Origin of the sequence: Coprococcus phoceensis, assembly GCF_900104635.1 — a bacterium.
In the GTDB taxonomy this organism is placed as follows: Bacteria; Bacillota; Clostridia; order Lachnospirales; family Lachnospiraceae; genus Faecalimonas; species Faecalimonas phoceensis.
This window is the reverse complement of the sequence record NZ_FNWC01000006.1, coordinates 129,447-152,708: the sequence shown is the minus strand read 5'-3', so window position 1 is coordinate 152,708 and position 23,262 is coordinate 129,447. Positions and strand designations below refer to the sequence as shown.

Annotated in this window: 31 protein-coding genes and 4 pseudogenes; 4 read left to right on the top strand and 31 right to left on the bottom strand. The window is 38.9% G+C overall.

Features of this window, described 5'->3' with window-relative positions:
• Positions 1–8: 8 nt before the first annotated feature.
• The 7 genes from BQ5364_RS01680 to BQ5364_RS01655 form a co-directional block, all read right to left on the bottom strand.
• Positions 9–1,643 carry an LCP family protein gene (locus BQ5364_RS01680; protein WP_004613217.1) on the bottom strand — a complete coding sequence of 545 codons (1,635 nt, stop codon included), beginning with the start codon at positions 1,641–1,643 and terminating at the stop codon, positions 9–11.
• A 123-nt stretch (positions 1,644–1,766) separates the two neighbouring features.
• Positions 1,767–2,033: a PqqD family protein gene (locus tag BQ5364_RS01675; RefSeq protein ID WP_004613218.1), complete on the bottom strand. Its 267-nt coding sequence runs from the start codon at positions 2,031–2,033 to the stop codon at positions 1,767–1,769.
• Position 2,034: 1 nt separating this feature from the next.
• Positions 2,035–3,204: a nucleotidyltransferase domain-containing protein gene (locus tag BQ5364_RS01670; RefSeq protein WP_071143516.1), complete on the bottom strand. Its 1,170-nt coding sequence runs from the start codon at positions 3,202–3,204 to the stop codon at positions 2,035–2,037.
• An 88-nt stretch (positions 3,205–3,292) separates the two neighbouring features.
• Positions 3,293–3,616: a hypothetical protein gene (locus BQ5364_RS01665; protein ID WP_022250025.1), complete on the bottom strand. Its 324-nt coding sequence runs from the start codon at positions 3,614–3,616 to the stop codon at positions 3,293–3,295.
• 177 nt (positions 3,617–3,793) lie between these two features.
• Positions 3,794–3,937: a hypothetical protein gene (locus BQ5364_RS17870; RefSeq protein ID WP_004613221.1), complete on the bottom strand. Its 144-nt coding sequence runs from the start codon at positions 3,935–3,937 to the stop codon at positions 3,794–3,796.
• Positions 3,938–3,955: 18 nt separating this feature from the next.
• Positions 3,956–4,198 carry a hypothetical protein gene (locus BQ5364_RS17645; RefSeq protein ID WP_147351797.1) on the bottom strand — a complete coding sequence of 81 codons (243 nt, stop codon included), beginning with the start codon at positions 4,196–4,198 and terminating at the stop codon, positions 3,956–3,958.
• 260 nt (positions 4,199–4,458) lie between these two features.
• Entirely contained in the window at positions 4,459–5,853 is a 1,395-nt protein-coding gene (locus tag BQ5364_RS01655; RefSeq protein ID WP_071143514.1) for a D-alanyl-D-alanine carboxypeptidase family protein, read from the bottom strand.
• A 186-nt stretch (positions 5,854–6,039) separates the two neighbouring features.
• Between BQ5364_RS01655 and BQ5364_RS01650 the strand changes: the two genes are divergently transcribed.
• Complete coding sequence (locus BQ5364_RS01650; protein WP_071143513.1) at positions 6,040–7,527, top strand: hypothetical protein; 1,488 nt, start codon at positions 6,040–6,042, stop codon at positions 7,525–7,527.
• Positions 7,528–7,785: 258 nt separating this feature from the next.
• Positions 7,786–8,388, top strand: coding sequence for a cytidylate kinase-like family protein (locus tag BQ5364_RS01645; RefSeq protein WP_004613224.1), 603 nt, complete (start codon positions 7,786–7,788; stop codon positions 8,386–8,388).
• Positions 8,389–8,456: 68 nt separating this feature from the next.
• On the opposite strand, the gene BQ5364_RS01640 is transcribed toward BQ5364_RS01645, so the two are convergent.
• The 12 genes and pseudogenes from BQ5364_RS01640 to BQ5364_RS01590 all read right to left on the bottom strand — a co-directional run bounded on the left by BQ5364_RS01640 (position 8,457) and on the right by BQ5364_RS01590 (position 14,490).
• Positions 8,457–8,990: a GNAT family N-acetyltransferase gene (locus BQ5364_RS01640; protein WP_004613225.1), complete on the bottom strand. Its 534-nt coding sequence runs from the start codon at positions 8,988–8,990 to the stop codon at positions 8,457–8,459.
• A 27-nt stretch (positions 8,991–9,017) separates the two neighbouring features.
• Positions 9,018–9,467: a YaiI/YqxD family protein gene (locus BQ5364_RS01635; RefSeq protein ID WP_044987465.1), complete on the bottom strand. Its 450-nt coding sequence runs from the start codon at positions 9,465–9,467 to the stop codon at positions 9,018–9,020.
• Positions 9,468–9,694: 227 nt separating this feature from the next.
• Positions 9,695–10,588, bottom strand: a complete 894-nt coding sequence (locus BQ5364_RS17270; protein ID WP_159431661.1) for a GNAT family N-acetyltransferase — start codon at positions 10,586–10,588, stop codon at positions 9,695–9,697.
• Between the two features lie 160 nt (positions 10,589–10,748).
• On the bottom strand, positions 10,749–10,946 hold the full coding sequence (locus tag BQ5364_RS01625) for a DUF6019 family protein (protein WP_004613229.1): 198 nt from the start codon (positions 10,944–10,946) through the stop codon (positions 10,749–10,751).
• A 48-nt stretch (positions 10,947–10,994) separates the two neighbouring features.
• Positions 10,995–11,216 (bottom strand): annotated as a pseudogene (locus tag BQ5364_RS01620) (GNAT family N-acetyltransferase); the annotation flags it as partial.
• Positions 11,217–11,299: 83 nt separating this feature from the next.
• A complete protein-coding gene (locus tag BQ5364_RS01615) occupies positions 11,300–11,794 on the bottom strand; it encodes an HD domain-containing protein (protein WP_008981870.1) in 495 nt (164 codons plus the stop codon).
• Positions 11,795–11,831: 37 nt separating this feature from the next.
• Positions 11,832–12,137 (bottom strand): annotated as a pseudogene (locus BQ5364_RS01610) (class I SAM-dependent methyltransferase); the annotation flags it as partial.
• Positions 12,138–12,174: 37 nt separating this feature from the next.
• Positions 12,175–12,396, bottom strand: a complete 222-nt coding sequence (locus tag BQ5364_RS18575; protein ID WP_273982110.1) for a hypothetical protein — start codon at positions 12,394–12,396, stop codon at positions 12,175–12,177.
• On the bottom strand, positions 12,396–12,683 hold the full coding sequence (locus BQ5364_RS18570; RefSeq protein WP_331463000.1) for a GNAT family N-acetyltransferase: 288 nt from the start codon (positions 12,681–12,683) through the stop codon (positions 12,396–12,398). Before BQ5364_RS18570 ends, BQ5364_RS18575 begins: the two co-directional genes overlap by 1 nt.
• A gap of 59 nt (positions 12,684–12,742) precedes the next feature.
• A complete protein-coding gene (locus BQ5364_RS01600; protein WP_044987474.1) occupies positions 12,743–13,438 on the bottom strand; it encodes a class I SAM-dependent methyltransferase in 696 nt (231 codons plus the stop codon).
• Between the two features lie 250 nt (positions 13,439–13,688).
• On the bottom strand, positions 13,689–14,132 hold the full coding sequence (locus BQ5364_RS01595) for a GNAT family N-acetyltransferase (protein ID WP_004613236.1): 444 nt from the start codon (positions 14,130–14,132) through the stop codon (positions 13,689–13,691).
• Between the two features lie 34 nt (positions 14,133–14,166).
• The gene (locus tag BQ5364_RS01590) at positions 14,167–14,490 is read right to left on the bottom strand and encodes a hypothetical protein (RefSeq protein ID WP_004613237.1); all 324 of its coding nucleotides are present in this window, start codon (positions 14,488–14,490) and stop codon (positions 14,167–14,169) included.
• Positions 14,491–14,813: 323 nt separating this feature from the next.
• Here BQ5364_RS01590 and BQ5364_RS17265 point away from each other — a divergent pair, with 323 nt between their 5' ends.
• Positions 14,814–15,023, top strand: coding sequence for a hypothetical protein (locus BQ5364_RS17265; RefSeq protein ID WP_004843443.1), 210 nt, complete (start codon positions 14,814–14,816; stop codon positions 15,021–15,023).
• Between the two features lie 27 nt (positions 15,024–15,050).
• Here BQ5364_RS17265 and BQ5364_RS18565 read toward each other — a convergent pair whose 3' ends face one another.
• From BQ5364_RS18565 to BQ5364_RS18410, 3 genes are all read right to left on the bottom strand, one after another.
• A complete protein-coding gene (locus tag BQ5364_RS18565; RefSeq protein WP_330637262.1) occupies positions 15,051–15,200 on the bottom strand; it encodes a cupin domain-containing protein in 150 nt (49 codons plus the stop codon).
• Complete coding sequence (locus BQ5364_RS18560) at positions 15,200–15,376, bottom strand: hypothetical protein (protein WP_331462999.1); 177 nt, start codon at positions 15,374–15,376, stop codon at positions 15,200–15,202. Before BQ5364_RS18560 ends, BQ5364_RS18565 begins: the two co-directional genes overlap by 1 nt.
• Before the next feature lie 126 nt (positions 15,377–15,502).
• A complete protein-coding gene (locus tag BQ5364_RS18410; RefSeq protein WP_004613242.1) occupies positions 15,503–15,637 on the bottom strand; it encodes a hypothetical protein in 135 nt (44 codons plus the stop codon).
• Positions 15,638–15,717: 80 nt separating this feature from the next.
• Between BQ5364_RS18410 and BQ5364_RS01580 the strand changes: the two genes are divergently transcribed.
• Positions 15,718–16,395: a Crp/Fnr family transcriptional regulator gene (locus BQ5364_RS01580; RefSeq protein WP_071143512.1), complete on the top strand. Its 678-nt coding sequence runs from the start codon at positions 15,718–15,720 to the stop codon at positions 16,393–16,395.
• A gap of 60 nt (positions 16,396–16,455) precedes the next feature.
• Here BQ5364_RS01580 and BQ5364_RS01575 read toward each other — a convergent pair.
• From BQ5364_RS01575 to BQ5364_RS01535, 9 genes and pseudogenes are all read right to left on the bottom strand, one after another.
• Positions 16,456–16,998 (bottom strand): annotated as a pseudogene (locus tag BQ5364_RS01575) (L-lactate dehydrogenase); the annotation flags it as partial.
• 9 nt (positions 16,999–17,007) lie between these two features.
• The gene (locus BQ5364_RS01570) at positions 17,008–18,540 is read right to left on the bottom strand and encodes a DUF438 domain-containing protein (protein ID WP_071143511.1); all 1,533 of its coding nucleotides are present in this window, start codon (positions 18,538–18,540) and stop codon (positions 17,008–17,010) included.
• Positions 18,525–18,749, bottom strand: a complete 225-nt coding sequence (locus tag BQ5364_RS18555; RefSeq protein WP_004613246.1) for a hypothetical protein — start codon at positions 18,747–18,749, stop codon at positions 18,525–18,527. The genes BQ5364_RS01570 and BQ5364_RS18555 overlap by 16 nt, the downstream gene beginning before the upstream one ends.
• A gap of 176 nt (positions 18,750–18,925) precedes the next feature.
• Complete coding sequence (locus BQ5364_RS01560) at positions 18,926–19,255, bottom strand: hypothetical protein (RefSeq protein ID WP_004613263.1); 330 nt, start codon at positions 19,253–19,255, stop codon at positions 18,926–18,928.
• Positions 19,256–19,272: 17 nt separating this feature from the next.
• Entirely contained in the window at positions 19,273–19,569 is a 297-nt protein-coding gene (locus BQ5364_RS01555) for a hypothetical protein (protein ID WP_071143510.1), read from the bottom strand.
• 9 nt (positions 19,570–19,578) lie between these two features.
• On the bottom strand, positions 19,579–20,577 hold the full coding sequence (locus BQ5364_RS01550; RefSeq protein WP_071143509.1) for a replication initiator protein A: 999 nt from the start codon (positions 20,575–20,577) through the stop codon (positions 19,579–19,581).
• Between the two features lie 78 nt (positions 20,578–20,655).
• Positions 20,656–21,437: pseudogene (locus tag BQ5364_RS01545) on the bottom strand (ParB/RepB/Spo0J family partition protein).
• Positions 21,427–22,212, bottom strand: coding sequence for a ParA family protein (locus BQ5364_RS01540; RefSeq protein WP_044987482.1), 786 nt, complete (start codon positions 22,210–22,212; stop codon positions 21,427–21,429). The pseudogene BQ5364_RS01545 and the gene BQ5364_RS01540 overlap by 11 nt, the downstream one beginning before the upstream one ends.
• 14 nt (positions 22,213–22,226) lie before the next feature.
• Entirely contained in the window at positions 22,227–23,192 is a 966-nt protein-coding gene (locus BQ5364_RS01535; protein ID WP_071143508.1) for a ParB/RepB/Spo0J family partition protein, read from the bottom strand.
• Positions 23,193–23,262: the final 70 nt, after the last annotated feature.

The window sequence follows — 23,262 nt, the reverse complement described above, 5'->3', positions numbered from 1 at the left end:
TTTTTCTCTTACTCTGCGACTTCTGATCCTTCAATAATTTCTCCTTGTTCCACTCGGTTGATCAAATCCTCAATGTTTGCAACCGATGTCTCATCCGGATATGTAACATAGAGCGGACCTGAGCTAGCTGCCGAATAACAGATATCTTTTCCTCCGGTTCCCTCCGCTGCGACTGAATAAATATTCCAGCTTCCGCCTTTACTCAACTGTGTCTTGATCAAAGATTGGATCTGTTCCTGAGACATGTTAGTCTCTACATTTCCACTTACGTCGTCGATAATTGAGTTCGCTTTCATAAGCATCTGAGGCGAAATCATTTTCTTGATCATGGCCGTGATAACTGCCTGCTGATTCTTTCCTCTCTGGTTATCTCCGCCCGGCACATTCTCACGTTCTCTTGAGAATGCCAGCGCTTCTTCACCGTTAAAATGGTTGATTCCCTGTTGTACATCCATGACATGTTCCGAGTTCTTACTTGTCGTAAATGCATACTCAGAATATACATCAACACCACCTAAATGGTCTACAATGTCAATTAAAGAAGTAAAGTTAATTCTGGCATAAAATGGAATCTCAACTTGATACAACTCTTCCAATGTCTTCATTGAAACATCCACACCATAATTTCCGGCATGTGTCAGCTTATCATTCTCCCCTCCGGAAATGCCCGGAATCGGCACATAGTAATCTCGCGGTGTAGTAACCAAAAGAATCTGATGCGTCTTTGGATTCACTGTGGCAATGATATTCACATCACTTCGGCTTGTCTGTTCAATATCCCCATACACATCAATACCACTGATATACACACTGAATGGATCCTGTATGCTCGTATCCACCGACGTGCTGGCAAGTTCTTTCTTAATCTTGTGCTCATAAATAATACGAACACTCTTTTTATATCCTGCAAATGACTCAGAAATATTATCTGTATAACCTTCATTGTAAATAATCGCATCTACTTTTTTATCATGCAGTGCCTCTGCCTGTTCCTGAAGATCTTGATATTCAACTACCGTTATGTCTTTTCCAAGCTCCTCGGAAACCATCTGAATAGCTGCCTCCATATCCGTTCTTCCCATCTTATACTGAACACCAAACGTGTAATTCTCAGTATCTTTGATATCTTTTGCCGGGTCATCTTTTAATACAGCTACAACCATATTATCAATCTTATAGTTGCCTCCCGTAATCTTGTCCAATGCCCCGTTCGCCTTTCCGATATAATATGTTCCGACGCTGATCACCATAATCAGGACTACACTCAATATCTTTCCGCCAATTGCTTTCTTCTTTCTATTCAACTGCGTAAATAGTGTAAGCCCAAGCAGCAACAATAGAATACCTCCGATTATAAGCATGTATTTCAACGGAATAATTCCTATAATGTGGAGCATACCAACACATAACATCGACACAATTGCCTGAATTGTGACAAGAGTCAATCCTACCTTGTGCGGCTTTGCTCTCCCTCTGCGTCTTACATTTTTCCTGTTTTTATTTTTTCTGCGCTTTCTAGATCTTGTTTTTCCATCCTCGTCCAAACTTTGCCGATCTCTTGCGTTCTCCAGTTTTCTTTTTTTCCTCTGCTGTAATTCCTCAAATGCCTCTCTTTGCTCTTGATTTGTCCTTTTTCTAATCATTTAATGAATCCTCTTTCGCATGTTTCACATTTTGCTTCATTTAAACTCAATGATTATATCATATTCTGTCGAAAATTACGAACATTTTAAGATATTTTTAATAAAAAGGCATTTTCACATTTCCTACTCGTCTAAAATTCCTGCTTCCCGAAATTTTCCCACTACAGCTGCAGTATCCTTTTTTGCCTGCTTTTCCTCCACGTCATATTCTTCCATTAGCGCTTTCACCAGCTGCTCTTGCGTACATTCTTTTTCCAAATTTCTCCACAGAAATGCTCCTGTCTCATTCAATTGTATCATGCCGTGGAACTGTCTGCTCTCTCCTTCCACCGGAACTGCCGCAAACACTCCTGCTACCTCTCTCAATATAAATCCTTCTCTAATTTTCATGCTATGATTTTTCCTCCAATCCCATCTCTTTCATACATGCTCTTATCTTTTTATTCTGATCCTGATTTCTAAGCGTGCGAAATTCTCCGATTATCTTTCCCGGAGAACATATCACTTTTTTTGTCAAACGATGTATCCACGCCATCCAAATTCTCCGTGGGTATTGTGCCAGCCACGGATATGCAACAATTAACTGTTCCTGGTTTGGAAATATCCTCTGCAGGAAATAAGCTTTTTTATTCTCATATCGATTGACCTCTGTCTGTAAATGAAACTGAAAAAGACCATAAGTTCCACTCTGTACTATATAATTCCAGACCGGCTCTTTTTCAAGGCTCTCACCACATTTTCCTTTTTGAAGCAACTCCCTGATTTTCTTTTCCATTGTAAAAAGTTTTGCCTGAGTTAGCTGATTTTCCACAATTTTTGTATTGCAGCAACTCATCTTTGTGTTTTCAAACACAAGAAAATCTAACAGCATCCGTATCCCTGCTCCTCCATGCTCGAAGTGCTTCGCCATATGTCCTGTCTGGTACAGATAAAAATCTTCCCAGGACATCTGATACTCTGTCTGACATCCTTCTTTTTTTGTGCTTCGTTCCCAGACTCCTTCCATATAATTATCCAAAGTCTCATAGCCTGTCCCACAGTCTTTGTGAATTTCTACTGTCATACAAGGCTCTTTCTGATAGACATCATGATGCCCTCCCTTATGCAGGACCCGATATCCAAGCTTTTCCATCAGCACAGATACCCGCTCAAGATCTTTTGTCTTTACTAAGATATCCAAATCTGTCAAAAACCGCATGTCCTGAGAAGGATACTCGTATTTTAACAAACCGCCTTTCAGCAGCATCCGCTCAATGCCTTCCTCCTCAAAAAGTTTTGTCAGCTTTTCATATTCATGGTATTGTATCGTCTCCCGCATAATTCCGGATAATCTTGCTTTTTGAAACTGCTTTTTTACTTCATCCGGTATCTGTTCACAATATTCTTTATTCAGGCATAGTTGTTCCACCGCATACGCCACAATATTTTCAATGCGATGATAAGCACTTATCTCATATATCTTCTGCCAATCTGGCCGCACATTCGGAAACGGCACGTTCACCTTTCCCACAACTGCACATGCCATATAAAATATGTACTCGGCTTCCCTTTCTGTCGTCATCTGCTTCTCCTTTTTATCTGAAAAGAACCGGCAAATCTGTAAAAATCCGCCAGTCCTTTTCCACTCTTACTCATCCGGTTACATTAGATTACTCCCAACCTGTGCCAGGCATAACTAGATCATTATCTCCCCATGTGTCATCGTCGTTTTGACCGCTCAATGTCATCTGCATCTGGATATCTCCTTCAAACGCAAACACTTCCACAGCATCCGGCATTCCGCGTAAGACTGGGTATCCTTTATTGGACGCCGTATCTGTATTCCAAATAGACGTATTTAACATCATAGAGTATGCATAGAACGTCGGTGATGTCAAACCTCCGGTCCACGACTCCGGCTCACTGATTGCCCAGTGCGATGGAACTGTTCCCGGTTTTGCAGGAGAATGGTAAATCTTAACCCAGTTGCTCAATTCTGATGCATCATCTACATGTGTAATCTTCCATCTTGTATTTGAAGAAGATATAACTGTCTTTTATGCAGGACAAAAAACAAAGCCCATCGGCTCAACGGTTCTTACCTGCCCTCCAACTGTCTGTAGATTTTCCTCTTATTTCCTTTTACTGTCATTCGCTGTTCTAGTCCTTCCTTAGTATATTCCTGTTACCCAGCCCGGTTCCTTTACAATTGGGAGCTGTTCTGCCGGCTCTTCCGGCTCTGTCTGTTGCTCATCATTGTTATCTGAAGGTTTGTCCGTTTCTGACTGATTCTCCTCCTCTGATGGCTGCTCCACTTCTGATTGCTGAATTTCCTATGACTGTGTATTTGTTTCTTTCGATGCTGTATCCTGCTTATTCTGTTCATCCTGCCCTGTCGATGCTACAGCTTCTGCCAACTTTTCTTCCAATTTCTTTTGTTCCTTTTTCGTAAGTTCTTTTCCTTCAAATGCATCGGGCTCTGCCACATTGTCCCTCGCATTTATATTTTGTATTTCCTGCACCTCATCTAGCTTCTCTTTCACTGTACTTTGAGACTTACTTTGTCTGTTCCACAAAAAAATCCCTGCTGAAATACAAAAAATACACACCGCTATACTTCCCGCGATCCATAGTACTTTTTTACTAAATCTTTTTCTATCCAAGCATTTTCATCCTTTCCTCTTCTTATTTGTAAATTTTTCAACAAAAAAACTGAGGTATGTCTATTTGTGGGCAGGCCTCAGTTTCTCTATTCACTTATGAGTAGTCTTTTCTAACTAATCGCTCTCTAGTATACAATAGACTATTTCCTCAGTGCAAGTGTAATTTTTTCCAATTATTCTCTTTTCATTCGCTGCTGTCTCTGATGTCTCATGCGAGCTCTCTTGCGGCGTTCTTTTATTTTTTTTCTCTTATAAGCTAACAGAAGAATCAATGCAAATGCGAAAAGAATCACAATCCCTAAAATAACCAGTAAAACTACAACTACTGTTGGAAGTCCTTCTTCTTTCTTTGTCTCTTTCTTCTCCGCTTTTGCAGTCTTCTTTTCCTCTATTCCATGTATCTTATTATAATATTTATCGGTAATAGTCACAGGCACTTTTCCAACTTCCTGACCTTGATAAGTGTAGATCAAAGTTCCACTTTTATCTCCCAGCTCTGTTGGCTCCTGCAGTGTGGCATCCAATTTATCAAAAGTCACTCCTGACGGCAACATGACATATGCATTCTCGTCGACAGACTTTATATTTTTGTCGGTAACCTGTTCTTTCGTTACCGGAACCTTTGAAAAATTATCAAACGCATAATCCAGCATTGCTCTCGTGTCTACATATGCATTCTGTCCGCCTCCGTGAACCCTGAGAGTAACCGCCACAAGATTCTTATCATCCTTTGTCGCAAATGTTACAAGTGTCGTCAATGCCTGATCTGTATATCCTGTCTTTCCTCCTACACAGTACTCATAATAATTGCGGTTTCCCTGAAACAGCATCTTATGATTCTGCTGAAATGTTCTTGATTCGCTCGTAAGCGCAGTCGGTCCAATTGTGTACTGACGAGTACCTGTTATTTTTCGAAACTCTTCATATTTAAATGCGGCAGCTCCGATCAAAGCCATATCATGTGCCGAAGTATAATGTTCATCATTATGAAGTCCGTTTGCATTTACAAAGTGTGAATTTGTGCCTCCCAGTTCAGCCACTTTCTCATTCATCATATTGATAAAATTATCGTATCCGCCATTTACACTGTTTGCAATGGCATAAGACACCTCGTTCGCCGAAGCGAGAAGCATTCCATACAAGGCATCTTCCATCGAAATCTCTTCGCCAACTTTCATTCCGATATGTGCATCTCCATATTCGAGAAAATCAATACAATTCTGTGTGAATTTCACCCGATCTGTCAACTGGCTGTTCTCCAAAACGACCACTGCAGTCAAAATCTTTGTAATGCTCGCCGGATAATGCTGATCATCTATTTTCTTTGCATAGAGAATGGCGCCACTATCCATATCCATTACAATTCCCGATTCGCTGTAAATATTCGGTCCGACAGGCCATCCGGCCAGCGCATTCGAATCCACTTCCTGATTATAGACACTGTCTACTTCTTCCGCCGGAATCTGCTGATCTACCTGTATCTTTGCTGCATCCACATTCATTCCCACGGTTCCCATCACTAAAATGCCGGCAATCAGACCCGATAACAGCCTTTTTCTAAATCTCATTTTCTTTTCCTCCACAGTATGTAAATAATCTCTCGGAATCTTTAGCTCAGTAAAATCAAGGCTTGCAGATTCCTTTTTTATTAAAATCCCCCCCTTTTTTGCCCAAAAAGTCTTGACAAATCGCTCAAAATTTGCGGCGAAGCCGATTGAATATATTTTATTTTCATCGACTGGAGGGCGATTTTTATGTTACCTGTTAATTCCGGCGGTCATACCGCCTATCAAACTTTTGTACTCGAAAACCTTCGTAAATATTATCCGGATCCCACTGTTTTTGCTAAATCAACATGGGACATCATCGAACGTTTCTGGAATCTCGATCTTTCTTATACCGATGAACTGCTCCGCAGCAAATACTCTGTCTTTGGTCCAAAACCAAGGACTCCTTCCTGTATGCAACGTTCTTATCTTCTTTCCATTGATTTTAAAGTCCATTCCCTTACCGATTGGGCTGCTCAATTGAAGATAAATCCACTCTATGCAATCCTCAGCGGATTCCAGTTTGGTGATACTCCCGGTGTCGGCACCTTCTATGACTTCCTTGACAGGCTTTGGGATTCTGATTCTGATAATCTTTCTCCTCATATCCATCCTGTAAAAAAGAAGAAGGTCAAAAAACCAAAACAAAAAGGCGATAAGGCAGAACCCATTGAAAAAGTCACAGTTGAACAACTTTTCCAATCTATGGAACATTCTTCTTTTTCCATAGATGAACAGCCTTATGCTTCTCTTTTCAAGATTTATGATCATGAATTTTTATCGGTCTCCATATCCAAAGGATTGATTGATATCTCCAATCTTTCCATTGCCGGCGATGGAATGCCTGTTACAACATCTGCACGCGAACGGAAGCACCGTATTTGCGAATGTTCCAAAAATGGAATTACTTCCTGTCATTGTGACCGTTACTTTTCCCAGCCTGACTGTGACATCGGTTATGATTCTTCCAGAGAATGCTTTTACCATGGCTACCACTTATATATATTGGTTGCAGCGAACTCAGAAAGCGACCTGCCTTTATTTCCTTTATTCAATCCTGCATCAAAGCATGATTCTCATGGGTTTTTGGAAGCTTACTTTCGTTTCAAAGCTTTTCTTCCTGATTTTCATGTCAGAAAATGGCTTTTAGATTCCGCTCATGATGCCATGTCTTATTACTTATACTGTCGCAAGAATGATATTCAGCCTTTCATTGATTTAAACGAAAAGCGGGGAATCAGCATGAAATACAAAGATGATTTTACCATTGGAAAAGATGGTGTCCCTATCTGCAAAGCAGGACGAAAAATGAATCATGACGGTTCTGAGCCTTCAAAGGCACGGTTAAAATTCCGTTGTCCGCTTGCCAGCCGTAAATACGGATGTTCTTGTAGCACTCCCTGCTCAGACTCCAAATATGGGCGCACCGTTCATCTTGCAATGAAAGATAATCCAAGGCTGATCAATTTCCCGCCTCGTGACAGTGAACAATGGAAGTTAGAATACAATGCCAGAACTTCAGCAGAACGTTCGAATAAACGTGAGAAAATAGACTTTCAATTAGAAAGCGGCAGACACCGCTCAACTAAGATGTGGTACTGCCGCCTGTATCACATCCTCATGCTTCAGCATTTGGATGCTTGGGATTTGCCCTTTGAATCCACCCTCGCAAAGTTGATTTTAAATGTGGCATAATCCTTTGATCATTATACACTATTTTTCAGGCATAGCGACAGTTATGTCTGTTTTCCATGTTCTTTTTTCTGTTCCGAATCATATTTACTTTTCAAAGTACGCATTTCGGCTGTTGCCGATAATAATCACTCAGGATTCCGAGAGATTATTGTAACTTAAAATCTATTTTGTATTATAAATTATTTCTATATTTCCCGCAATAACAACTTATTGTGGTATAATAGGGATATCAAATAAATCTGGAAAGGGGTTGTTTTTATGAGTAAACGAATTATTACAATCGGAAGACAATTTGGAAGTAACGGACGTCTAATCGGGATTGCGTTGGCAGAACGTCTCGGAATCAACTGTTATGACAAGGATCTGATCAAACTTGCCTCAGAACACACAGATATTCCATATGACCAACTGAAACTGGTAGACGAAAAAAGAGAAAAACCTTGGCGGTATCAAGTAGACGAAAACAGCAATATCGATCGTCACTATCGTTACGGTCACATTGATGAGATTCTGTTCAACCTGCAGTCAAAGATTATCAAAGAAATGGCTTCAAAAGAAGACTGCATTATTGTGGGACGCTGCGGTAATTATGTGCTCCGCGATGAAGAAAGATGTAAAAATATCTATCTGTACGCCCCTTTAGATGTCCGTATCTCAACCATTATGGAGCGATACCAACTAGATGAAAAGGGCGCTCACTCCTTAGTGCGCAAGATGGATAAAGACAGAAGCTACTATTTCAACTACTACACCGACCAGAGCTGGGATGAGATGAACACTTATGATCTGAGCATAGACACAAGTGCATTTACCGTTGATGAGATTGTCGATCTGCTTGAGATGGTTTATAACAAATTGTAAATAACTGTATGGCTCGAACGATTGAGCCTTGATATGACAACAAGGGAGATATCACCGTGTATCTCCCTTTAGTTTTTTCTTTCACAAGTGTCAGACAGATGAATGCTCATTTCATGCCACTGCTCGCCGCCCCAATTAGACTCTCCGATGCCATGATCATGAAAACCAAATTTTTCATACATATTTACTTTCTCTTCTACACAGGTCAAAATGACTAACTTGCGATTCTTTTCCCGCTCTCTTCTCAAATATTCATCCACTAGCGCTCTCGCCAATCCCTGACCTCTATGGTCCGGAAGCACATCCAGACCAAGCAGCATAATGTTCTTTCCTTCCGGATTATGTACGCTGGCATCTGTAAAAAAATCATCGGTGAGATGTTCCCGATCTGTTGCCAAACCATTGAGAAATCCTGCTAATTTTCCTGTCTCCCTATCCACTGCTACCAAAAACAAATCCGGTGCCTTTTTTATACGTGCTGCCATGTGCTCATAAGAACACGCTTCATTTGGCGGAAAACAGATTTGTTCAATCTCTGCTGCTTGTTCCGTCTCCTCTAGTCGAATCATTCGAAATTCATATTTTTGTAAAATTGTTTCCATCTTATTCTCCCTCTAATGCTCTTTTTCTTACCTGCCCAATATTGTACATATCAACTTGTCAAACGCCTCTTCAAATCTTTTATTATCCAACTCCGTTCTTTTTGCAGGTCCTTTTAGATGCTGTCGTTTTTTTGTATTTCTCGCTTTTTTTGCCAAATGGCGTTCCATTAACATCTGATCTATGTTTTCATTTGTGTACCATTTTCCACTCTGATGAATACCATAAGCACCTTTTCCGAGAATCATAGCAGCCACGCCATAATCCTGAGTCACGACAATATCTCCTCTTTTGCAGATGCTGACTAATTTAAAGTCAACCGCATCTGTCCCAGCACCGACAGTCACAACTTGACTGTACGAAGACTCCAGTACGTGATTGGTATCACATAATAAAATTACCGGTATCTGATATTTTTGTGCAATCAGCTCTACAATAGTTACTACCGGGCAAGCATCTGCATCCACTAAAATTTTCATATTCTCGTTCATAATAATACCTACCTGTGCCAGTTCTGCTGAATCTGCAATTTATTCTCCCTCTTTTTATAAAAGTTTTTCACTATCTGAACTTACCCTCAACGCCGTACACTCTTGCGCAAAAGATGATCCGCCTTGTAATAAATGCCCGTTTTGGATCGACTTCATCTCAAGCCTGACCAAAGCGGGCATTTTGTATATAATATACCGCAGAATGTACTGCTTGTCTACGGTGTTTTCTGTACTTTTAAACTTTCATCTGAAAACCGATAGCCTCTCGGCAGACAGAAGCCTTTTTTTATCTCATCCGGCATTTCATGTGCTTGCAGCAATAAAGCGGTTTTATTCCTTCGGAAGCCTTTTTGATTATAAAATCCGACTCCGCCGGGATGTGTATTCAAAAAAATATTTTGATCTTTCATTTGACGCGAGAGCTTGTCCACAATGTTCCATCCTAAATGAAGTCCCTGATAGTCAGGATCAACAGCCACATTTAAAATCAGTGCATGCGCTCCATCGGAAATTGCTCTGGCACAGCCGATTAATGTTTCATTATCGTATGCATACTGTACGTACTGACTTTTAGAAAATGTGTCTTTTGTCACATATTCGTTTCGTTTCCCTCCAAAAGCTTTTTCTAGCAGCGCATTTACCTGATGATAATCGGCACGGTCAGATTTATCGGAATAAAAAACCTTAAATTTTTGTTTATCCGATTTCTTCCCGACCGGAAACATTCCTGTAAGAGGCTCAAATTCCGTTTCATATCGATACCCGATTGGCAGGTATAATCCACTTTCGGTCAGTTCTTTTTCCTGTGCATCACTTAACACTTTTCCTACATATGTAAAGGAATTTTTGGAGCGTCGAAAACCGATTTCTTCATACAAATCCAGTTTATCCGGCGTGGCTGTCACAAAAATTTCCTGTCCCTGCAGTTTTAAAATCATTTCACGGATAAGTTTCTTTTCCGTTTCCGCCTTATCAGCCCATACATCACAAATCAATGCCCAGTCATATCCGTCAGACAGCGCGCAGATTGCTCCTGTCTTCTTTTCATCACAATATGAAAAAATCTGAATCTTACTTCCACTTCTTTCTTCCCTATATTCAATACCCATGTAAAACACTCTCTTTCTCAGCCATATCTCAAATTTGTTAAATATAATATTCCGGATCCAGTAACAAAATGTCAATAGTTTTTTAATCACTTTTTTCAAAAATAAGCAAAAAAAATAGAACGCATAGATTTCTCTATACGCTCTACGTTCAGATTTCATATTAAATTTTTGCGTCTTGTGAATCATTTACCAGTCCTTCTAGCTCTTTTTCATTTTTTTCATCTTCAACAGGTTTCTTTCCGGTAATATCCTTATATGCTTCTTTCACACCATTCTTCACAGCCCACTTAATGACAAAATATAGTGCTATCAAAATAACAATTGCGGTTCCTCCGCTTATGCCTAATTCATTCCACATAATTCAATCCTCCAAATTCAAATTCCTCAGTTTCAAAAACTGGAATTTCTATTTGTGTTGCCATGTCATTACATAATCTTTTTCTCCGGTAGCCTCATCTAAGCCACTATGCTGAATCTCAAATTCTTCTCTCTTATAAAAAGATATTGCCCGTGCGTTCTTTTGGTATACGTTCAAGTACAACTTATTCCTTTTATCCTTTGCATAATTCAGCAGAATTTTACCTAGACCCTGCGATTGCATTTCACCAGAAACAAAAATGCCCTCAACATATTCATCATTTAACCCTAGGGTTAAACTTAACTACTATTTTTTCTTTGAGATATAAAATACATAACTGTAATAATCTACTACTAATCTAAAATAAAGCGATTATAAGCTATCCTTTTTCCTGTGTTTGTTTTAAAGTTTTCATCTATACACTTTTTTATCTTTTCCTGTTCTTTTTCTTTATCCATAACCGTTAAATTTTCAAGCAAATCAGCTTCCCATTGTATTTGAAAATCAAGTCCATCAATTTTAGATGGAGTATGATGGTTGCCTATTATAAAGCATATTCTATCAATATTTTTGTTATAGCCTACCTTTTTTAATATTTCTTTCGCTACTTCTGGTCCTTCCTTTTCTTGATAGACACCATCAATAGAACCGTATTTTTTTTGTGCTTCAACCGCACCAATATCATGTAGTATAGCAATAATACTGATGAATTCTTTTTCTTCCTCTCCGATATTTTCTCCTTTCATTATATCTTCTGCATTTTTCAAAACTTTGAGAGTATGCTCTATGCCAAAAGGAATTTCTTTGAATACTTCTTTCATCTCTATAATAATTTTTTCTTTAAACATAAATTACCTCCATTTATACCTTATAGGTGTTTTAGTTCTATCTATCCACTTTTTTGTTCGCCGATACAATCAGCATCATGGGACGGCGCATTTCATCCTGCATCCCCGGAATATCCATCATGTATTCCGGCGGCTGCGGCTCCACAATATGATTTATTATAAAACCATTTGAAAGCAGTGTATTTAGATATGTGGTCAGTGTTCTATGATATTTTATAACCTTTTCTCCCAAAAACACAGCTGTCCGTTTGCCCTCATAATAATAATTATCCACCGGAAAATGCAGTATTTCTCCTTTTTCGTTATAATGCCAGTCTTGTGTTCCATAGGCAGTAAAAACAGGATCTATGTTTTACCTTCCCAACTTCTAATTTTTTACATCATATCCCAAAAGCCTTGTCGTACTCAATAACTCCATTTAATTTGTTTTGACTTCCGTTAAGATTAAGTGCCATAAAACTTTCATCGTCAACTTCAAATGGCGCTTTTATTCCACACTCACTTGCCGGAATATATCCTGCCTTTGGATAGTATTTGGAATGTCCCAAAACAACTGAATATTCATATCCCAATTTATGTGCTATACTGTGTCCTTCTTTCATCAAAGATAATCCGATTCCCCTGTTCTGATAATCGGGTAATACAGAAAGAGGGGCAAGCGCAAGAACCTCAACCCCTTGAACAACTGCTTTTGTAAAAAGAATATGCCTACAATTTTTTCGTCCTCGACAGCAACAAGAGAAAGTTCCGGAATAAACGATTTGCTTTTTCTTAACGCAGCAACTAAGTTCTGTTCATTTCCATCTGTATATTCAGCATTTTCAAATGCTTCTTTTACAACATGATATACCGTATCATAATCTTCTGGTCTTTCTTGTCTTATAATCAAAATAGATACCTACATAGTTTTAAGCTTTTTACAATTACAGGAAATGGCAAATCTACTATCTACCTCTCAATTTTTATGGCTCTGACAATGATAATATCCGGGATTTCTTTATTAAAATAGCATTCTTCGTAAAATCCGTCTATGACAAATCCGGTATCAAAACACAGATTAAAAATATCCTGTAAAGAACGATGATAATAACATTGTTTTTGAGGCTGTCCTTCAATCGCAATATCGTAATAGCTATGCGGCGTCATATATTTTTCTGTAAGCGTTACAAAACAGGGGTGCTGTGTCGCAAATACAAATACTCCGTTATCCTCAAGCAATTTATAAACAGAGGTAAAAAGCGGCTTAATATCGGTAATATCCATGACCGCCATATTGGAGACTGCTTTTGTAAACGGCTTATTTCTTTTTAATGCCATCAGACTTGTTTCATTCGTGGCGTCTGCTACACAAAACTCAATGTGATCAGCATACCGTTTTTGGCGCTTTTTTGCCAGTTCCACCATTTTCTCACTATAATCAAAAGCCAAAACAGAGACAGCTTTTTCTGCAAGATATGCAGAATAATTTCCATTTCCACAGGCAATATCTAAAATATAGTCTGTTGGATCAGGATTTAGAAGCTCTGTTACTTTGGGGCGGACAACTTCTCTGTGAAAATCATTTGATTCATCCCCCATTGCACAATCCCAAAATTCAGCGTTTTGATTCCAGATTGCTTTACTTTCTTCCTTTGAATACTGCATAATATCCTCTTTCTGCAAAATTACTTTTTCTCCTTCGCCCCATGGCTCCTGAAATGCGTGATAATGATGTTCCAATATTTCATCTGTTATCACAAACGGCGAATTGGCATTTAAGACCTGATTTCTTTTATAGAGCCTTTTTTGCAAAAGCTCCTTACTGGCTTTCATATAGACAAGTTCCGTTTCAGCGCCTGCTTTTTGGATCAGCTCTTTATAAAAATTCCGATTTCTCAGTTTCAAAAACTGGAAGTTATAAACATCTTTGCAAATATACCATATCTATTAACTGTACACCACACTCATAAATTGGGTGGTCATAATTGTCCGTAAAGAAATTCGGAATATTGTGAGATCGGACAAATCCGCATTTTTCATAAAACGGTACGGTCAACGGGCTATCACCTGTTCCAACCTGCAAAATAGAATATTCATCTGCATATTTACTTGAAAGGAAGTCAATCAATGCTTTTCCATAGCCCTGTCCTTGATTCTGAGGATCAACTGCAATATTTTTAATTTCAAGTATTCCATTATCTTCATCAGTAACGACACATTCAGCTTTTACATTACCATCTTCAAGTACATACATAGTACCTTTTTCAAGATAGTGATCAATCATATTTTCCTGCTCATCAGCTAATAACAATAATGCTATAAATTGCTTTTTATTCTCATTCACTTCTCGGATTTTCATATTTATTACTCCGTCAAACTTGAATTTGACTTGCCTATTTTCTTAAAATCTCATGTGGAGCTTCTATTTCATTTGCCAAGGTATGCTCTGTTAATTCTGACATCAATTTCAATTTTTTATTAATCAATGGTCGCATACAATTAGGAACATGTTCCTGATGCGCTCTGTGGATTGCTACACATTCCTTACAGTTTCCGTGATAACGACAGGCTTTCAGGCAAGGACAGTGATCTTTGTCTTTATACTCCTTACGAAATTCCGCTGCAAATTCTTCTTGCAGTCTCAGTCCCTCGACACGGTTTCCCTTATGAAATTCTACCATTGCATCCAGTTCTTTCTGGTTCCCTTCAATCTTCATGTTATTATAGCGCCTCCATTTCAACTATTCCTCATTTTCTGATAAATACCGATTGAGATTTCACCTGTTTTAGGAAATTTAATAACTGTTATATTTTGTTATTAAATTCACTGTAAACCTTTGAAAACGCTGGATTTGTCGCAGGTGAGCTTTCCCTTATTGTTTCCCTTGTGTTATATCTTCCCATATAAGTTTACGAACTCTGATAAGGGAAAATACAAGGGCAAAAAAAATCTGATAACACATTATAACATAAAATGAAAATGACATGGTGAACTGATTGAAATGCTTCTATATTTTTATTGATTTGAAGGAGACACAACATGAATACCATTTACGCAAAATACAACATGTATCACAACAGCATTGACATTTATACATCTGCCGGATATATGTTACGCATTGACTGTAATAAGGCAGAGGATGGACTAAAAGCCACTCCCCGCTCACAGTATTCGTTATATGCACTTGCTGCTTTCCAATGGGGCAGTGGAATCAATAATCTGTCTTCCGATTACTTTTTCAATCTCTAAATAGTTCATAGCGATATCTCCTCATATTTACTCAAGAACCAATAACAGTGCCATTTTGAACTGCTTTGTTGCACTTACTGAGTGCTTTCCAAACTTATCAAACTTAAAAGTTTCTCCTGCGTGGATCACCTGCTCCTGTCCCTCATATCCAATCACAGCCTCTCCATCAAGTGCCATCACAAGGGCTTCTCCCGGAGCTGCATGCTCTGAAAGACCTGTCCTGCATCAAAACTCATAACAACAAATTTCATCTTGTCATTATGCGCCAAATCCATATTTACAATCTTTCCTTCCTGATATGGAAGTAACTCTGCTAACTTAAATACTTCTCCCGCCTTGATTACCTCGTTCATAATAGTCTCCTTTCGAAATTCAATCTCTTTATATATAGAATCTTTTATTGCACTAACTCCAACCGACCGTTGAATAGGTGTTAGAATACTTTCTCCAGGCAAAAAATTGATATCCCTGTGCCATTCTCATGATAGATTTGCTTCGAGATGGTACACCCTGGCACTGTTCTGTTTTCTCTTACAAAATCTATAATTTTTCCAGCTTGTTCTTTCATCGTTTCCACCTCTCTTTCTCTTCTTTACATCTATTATTTTATCCATAGGCCTCTTGTTTTTCTGTTGCTGTAGCAACAATATCGATGATATGATAAAATTTCATTTGAAAGGATGGTAATAAGCATATGAAGAAACTAGATGATTATCAGAAGTATCTTCCGATACTATCGAAAGCAAAGCTATTTGAAGGAATTCCTCTTGAACACTATCCGCAAATTTTCAACTTCCTCCAGGCCTCAATTCTCTCTTTTGAAAAAGACGAATTAATTCAACACCTAGGAGAACCTTTGTTATATTCCGGAATTGTGCTTGATGGAACAGTTGAAGGATCATTTATCAATGAAAACTACAGCAAAATCAATATGAATCATTTTGAACGTGGTCGATCATTTGCAGAAGCCCTGGCATGCGTGCAAACACCATACAGTCCAATACAGCTAAAAGCATTGACTAACTGCACCATTATGTTAATTAATCTTAAAGGTATTATAAGCGGTTCTTCCTGTCCATGCTCTTACCAACTGAATTTAACCACTAACATGCTCAAAATACTTGCCTCACAAAATGTTTTTTCAAATCTAAAACTAAGAATTGCAAATCAGAAATCTTTAAGAGATCGAATTCTAATCTATTTGCATAGTTTAGCGCCAGACTCAGAAGGGTATCTCCATGTTCCCTTTACACAGACAGCACTTGCAGAATTCTTAGGTGTAAACCGAAGTGCACTGTCCAGAGAACTTGGTCGTATGCAAGATGAAAATCTTATAGAAGTTAGCGATAAAAAAATGAAACTTTTACTATAGAAAAAAGGGGATGCGCCCATCCCCTTTGCCACATACGCTGTATGCGATTTCACAACAATTTTATTCCAATGCCTCTTCCAGCACTGATTTCAGTGTTTCAGCTGATTTGTGTAATGCCTTGATTTCATCTTCAGATAGTGAAATGGGAACCTTTGATATAAATCCTTCTGCACCTACAATACTTGGCATAGACAGAACTACATCCTTGATTCCGTATTCTCCATCCATCATTGTTGAAATTGGAAGTATCGAACGTTCATCTCTGATTATAGCTTCACATATTCTCTTTACCGACATTGCTATTCCATAATAAGTAGCACCCTTCCTTTGAATAATTTCATAGGCGCTGTTTTTTACTTTCTCCGCAATTTCTGACGTAGCTCCTTCATGGTCATGATGCCCTCTCATCTCGCAGAAATCATGGAGTGGAATACCTGACACGTTGGCACTTGACCAAGCGGCAATCTCACTGTCTCCATGTTCTCCAACAATAAACGCATGAACACTTCGACTATCTACTTCCAGATGCTCCCCGAGACGTTCTTTTAGTCTTGCTGTATCCAGAACCGTTCCTGATCCAATCACACGATTCGGTGCATATCCTTGCCCTCCTTATTGTTCAAAATGCTCTTTTGCAAACTGCATATCCTGTACTACTTCAACCGTTCCAAGATAATTGCCTTTCTTATCTCTTACTGCCATATATGTTACAAGGAATGGTTTTCCATTCTTCTCCATCCAAACTGGAACTCTGTCACGCTTATTATTTCTAAAATCATCTAAAATTGCTCGCACCATCGGTTCTATCTTAGGTGGATGGCAAGAAAATACTTCCCTGTCAATCGCCATCTGAGGGCGTTTGAACACCTTTGGTCCTTCGTTGAAGAAGCGATTGATATTATTATCATCCACAAATGTAATCTCGATAGGCAATGTATTGAGAAGTGCTTCCAGCTGTGGAACTGTCATATGACCACCACTTAATATGATTTCTCCATCGCTTAGAGCCGCCTCTGTTCTTGCTTTTTTATCAGCACTATATTTTTCTGCCTCATCCCAGATCATTTCTACTCCAAACACAGGTGCATAGTCCTTAGCATCCTCGTAAATGCCATACCACTCTTCCCTGCTGAAATTCACTGCGCAGATAGGGTATAAAATATTATTTTCTTTATAGATCATCTCATCTGCTCGTTTGAGAACTGTCTGAAGTCGGTTCATCCATTCTTCATCATAATCTGATATTTTATCAAGTGCAGCTAGCTCATCACGAATTTCATCATCCACTGTCCACATCACATCCGAAGGTCCTGAGATCTCATAGCGTACCTTTAATACCGGATAGACAAGATCTCCTTTTTCTGCATAATGAATAGAAATCTGTCGAAGCTCAGATAGCTTCTCTCCTACATCATTCCCAGACTCAATATCTCCTTGAATTTCATGAATCAATGCGGCTATCTTCTCGTTTTCAAGAGCCCATCGATACATCGGATGTCCAACAGTTTCTCTAAGAGTCTTTGCTGCAGCATGCTTCTGATTGTATGCATCCGGCATCAGTTTCTTAGATGTCTCCTCTTTCTTAAGTGACTCTTCTACTGCTTTTTCCGCATTTGCAATCTTTTCTTCCTTTGTTGCACCGTGAAATAAAGCACTGTGAACATCGCACAATTTCTGCACTTCTGTGATTGGTGTGCCTTCCTTAATTAGCTCCTGCTCAGCTTTCATAATTTCAGATGCCTCTACCTCTGAAAAATTCTCTACGAAGTCTTTGCGCACACTCTCTAAGTCTTCGCCTTCTCCAAGTCGCTTTAAATAGCTCTTTATCTTTTCTCTTGTATTTTCCTGAAAAGCCCCATCTTCACTGCTGGTCTCGTCTCCTGCATTATTCTTTCCAAGTGCAAAGATATTTGGCATCTTCCCAATAAGTTCAAACCCATTACTCATAAGTGCCGGCACAACCTTCATCATGGATATGTTTCTCATCTTAGCTCCCTTTGGAATTGTTGTGATGCGTCCCACAGAGTTAAGCATTGCAGGCTTTGTAATCTCTGAAAATCCTAAATCCTTTAAAACATCTACAAGCTCAGGATATTCCTGAACCAATTCAAATACTGGTTTGTTTAAGTCTAATTTCTTTGCCATATAAACATCCACACCTTTCTATCTTTCCTTGTTACTAAATAAAATAACCTAAATTCCCTAAAATAATCTGTTGCTCCAGCAACATTTCTCAATGTCTCTGTTGTGTGTCCAGCACCTCCGACAATAATATTTTTCTTTGCCACTTCGTTCTGAATGGCTTCAGCAAGAATATCACCACCGGCTATAATGCTTCCTCCAAATAAAACCATTACATCAGCCTGATTGATTCCAATTTTTTTCTAATACATTTTGTGTAAATTCTTCTATATCACGCTTGCCACAAAATTCTCCCAAAATATTAATTGCTTTTGCTTTTTACATAACTCACCTCATAAAATACCGATTTGCACTTCAAATCGTTTTCTTCATTCTATCACAGCATCTATTATTCTGCCATCAATCTTTCGAACCAGGTATCCATGACAATAATAAACTGGCCTGCGCCTTGCCACTCTTGCAGCATTTCATCCAGAGTTTTGTGTTTCTCATATTTCTGCACATACACCCAGGTGGCTATACCACTGGCCTCAGAGATAATTCCTGTTATGATCTTACGCATGATGTCCTCAAATTCTGCAATTTCCTCTTTGGGAACAATGTCATAGAGATCCGGAATCTTGAAATCTTCTTTCCCACAGTTCTCATGTACATCAATCAGATCTGCTTTCACCCTCTTTCTGGATTCCTCAGGTAATTTCAAATATTGCCAGATCATTGAGACCACTTCACTCCTCAAGATAAAATAAAATCAATAATAGATTCTCTTGTCATGTCCAGTACAGTATCTACAACCACTCCTGCAAACAAAATCAGATACAGAATAGTGCTCAGCACAAACAGGAATGCAACCTGAACCCAGTCATGGTAACAGTATGCAGTCGCTATAATCAACAACGTGAATATGAACCCAAGGATTCCTCTGACAACCGCATAAGTCTGTACTGTCATTTTCACTGCCAAGCCAATCACAAAAAGGATTAGCCATACCGGCACTAATAATATTTTCCCTGCAAGTTTTATGATAAACATGCGCACCTCCTATCTTGCCAGTCCTGGCATATCATGGTTCACCTCTGCCTGATAATACCCGTTCATCGTAGACGGTGCATTAAACAGAGCTGCCAGTAAATATTTCTTGATGTTCTTCACTTTGCTTGTATTCCCGCTCATACAGTGCAAGACATACTCTATATGTGAATAAGTCAGCATCAAAAACTTTTTCTTCACCAGTGACGCCGGATACCAGTTGCTGGCGATCAAGATCTTGTCGTTTTTACACATCACAGTTTCTATGATCAGGTTTACGATTTCATCAACCTGTCGCATATCGTCATGATGGGTTACTTCCAGTGACTCATAATCAACGGTCTCTTTGACCAGATTTTCATAAGCCTGATATTCCTCAGTAGGATTATCGCCATCGGATCTATTCTCATCTGCAGATACGATTTGATTAGATTTATTATAATTCATTTCAGTATCACTAAGATTAGTATAATTAGGGTTTGAAATGTAAACTTCTTGAAGTTTGTTTTCGAGACTTCTAGAAGTTTGATTTTGGGACTTCATGAAGTTTGAATTGTAAACTTCTGTAGATTCCTCATTTTTCTCAGAAGTTTGTTTTTTAAACTTCTCTAATTCTTCCTCCAGTGATTTCTCTTCTGTTTTCTCCAGCATAAAGGTTTTCACGTAAATAATGTTCACCTTTCCAAACCCCTGTCTGCGTTTCTCGATCAGACCAATTCCGGTTTCATCATCCAGTTCCTGCATGGATTTGATTGCTTTATTTCGACCGCAATTAAGTAATTCCATGATATCTTCTATCGAAAAGTAAATATATGCTCTGTTTTTTTCATCAAACCACTGATTCTTGATGGACAGAGACATTCGATCCAGCATCAATCCATATAAAATTTTGGCATCGCTTGATAAATCTTTAAAGTAACTATCTGTAAATAATGCTTTTGGTATACGGTAGAAGCTGAACTGGTCAGCTTCGGTACCGTAAAAATAATTAAATGTCATTTTTTTCTCCATAATTTCCTCCTTTCATTTTCTGCTAAGAAGTCCTCTTTTTAAACTTCTTTGACATTGTTTTCTTAGCTTTTTCTCTCCTTAACAGGACTGTTCCTGCATCCACTTTTCTAATAATGATTCAATCACCTGCTCCATATCTTTGGCTGTATAATCATCCGGAAAATACTTTGTCAGTTTCTTTTCTGAGAAAGTAAGAGACCGGGATACTTTCTTTGCCATCACACAGTTATTGAAAATCGATAACATCTGAATCTGATTGATTTGTCCATCATTCAGCTGATTTCTGAGTGCTGCAATCTGTTTTGGTTTGATGAATCCGGTGTCGCTGATATATTCGTAGATCCATCCCTGTACTTCCTTATCGATGTAGGAGATATTGACAGCAACCGTGAATTGAAGCTTTTTGTTATCTACCAGATCAAGAAGTTCCGGAATTAATTCTGTCAGTCGGATATAACGCTGAACACTTCGTGCACTTTCTCCAACCTGTTCTCCTAATAACTGATCTGTTCTCGACTTCGTGCCACTTTGGCACAAAGTTAAATCTGTCCGACTCCCCTGTCTTTTCATTGCATCAAGTTTCATCTTATAAGCAAAGGCTTTCTCACTGGGCAACAGTTCCTCTCGCTGAATGTTAGCATCCACCATCGCCACAATGGCATCATCATCTGATAATTCTCTTACGATTGCCGGAATAGTTGTGAGTCCTGCATCTTTTCATCATCCAGCACCTTGAACGGATGATTTTTAAATGGATGGATCTTACTGATCTCTATCTCCATTGCAGATTCTTCATTTACCACACCAAGCAATTCATCAATACTAGCCAGTTTAATCTTTTCGTCACTTCTATTTTTCATTATTCAAAACCTCCTGTGTCAATTTCATATATGCCTCGGCAACTTTTCCTTTCGGACAGTGCATGTAAATACTTTTTCCCTCTGCACTGGTCTCAGCCGCTTTTACAGACATCGGAATCACATTTTCAAATACTTCTATCTGGCTTCCGTAGGTTGTATGTACTCTCGATGCAATGTCTCTTGCGTAATTGGTTCTGAAATCTACCATAGTCAAGAGAATGCCCTCAATCGCCAGTTTCCGGTTCAGTCTTTTCTTTACTGTGAGAATGGTCTTGATCAGCCGCTGAAGTCCTTTAACAGGCAGATATGCGGCCTGTACAGGTATCAGCACGGAATCAGAAGAAACCAGTGCATTGATTGTCATCATACCAAGGCTTGGCATACAGTCGATCAGGATATAATCGTATCGGCATCTTATCGCATCGATATATTCCTTCATGATCATTTCTCTGCTCATAACATTTCCCATCGTTACTTCCAGGGCAGAAAGCTCAATATTTGCCGGAAGTAAATCTACATTTTCCTGGTGATGTAAGATACCATCTTTCAAGGAGATTTCTTCTTCATTGATGACATCCATCATGATCGTTGCCAGTGTAATGCGAAGATCATCCGGTTCCTCATATCCAAGACTTGCTGTTAAACTTCCCTGTGGATCCGCGTCGATCAGCAACACTTTCTTACCTTCTCGTGCCAGTCCAATGCCTACATTTACGGTTGTGGTGGTCTTTCCAACGCCGCCTTTCTGGTTTACTACGGATATAACTTTACACATGATTTCTTCCTCCTTTAACTTTCCCATGATTCTTTTTTCCATAATTTCAACAATGCCAGTATTTCCCGCTTCATCATTGCCGGTGTATAAGAATTTGGAAAATACTTGTGTAACTGCTCGTTTGTAAATGCCACTCTTGTGATCTCACCCTTTTTCACTTCACACATGATTTCTTCCATCTTTTCCAGTGATAACTGTTTTTCTTTACTCAGCTGCTTTATCCGCTGAGCCTGTGAGAGTGACGGAATCGCCTGTGCATAATCCATTGCTTTAAGCAGTTCTCTTTGTTCATTTTCTTTCAGTGCTGCTATTTCCACAGCCGGGCAAAAAGAAATAATTTCATCATCCAGCTTCTGCAACATTTCTGGTATCAGCTTTGTCAGTGAAATATAACGCTGCACTTGTTTTGGGCTATCACCACAATCCTCACTGATAATATCTATCGAACGTTTTCTTGTTTTTTTGTGGTCAACTTGGCTCTTTTTTCGACCACTTTTTCTTTTCAATACGTCATTCTTTAATTTGTAAGCAAAAGCCTTTTCACTGTAGCTGATCCGTTCTCTATGAAGATTCGAATCCACCATGCTTAAGATGGAATCATCTTCACTTAATACCCGGATGATCACCGGTACTTTACGGTATCCAAGTTTCTCTGCAGCATGTTTTCTTCTGTGACCGGATATGATTTCATAGTAGCCATCCGGTACCGGTCTGACGATCAGCGGATTTAAGATTCCATATTTCTCAATGCTTTCCTGCAGAAGAAACATTTCCTTATCATCTTTCACCTGAAACGGATGCTCCTTAAAAGGGCGGAGACGTTCAATCTCAATTTCTATGATTCTTTCTTCTTTTTCTCCTGATTGTCTGTTTGCATCAGTCATCTTGACTCCTTTCCTCCAGGATTCAGGAAATAAAAAATGCCTGCCTGGAACTTTTGTTGTAAGAAAAGTTCCAAACAGACATTGCCGTTTGACTATTAGCTGTAGCTAATAGAATTGAATACTGTTTCAGCTAATTTATGTTTGCAGGTTTCGGAGAGATTGTTTC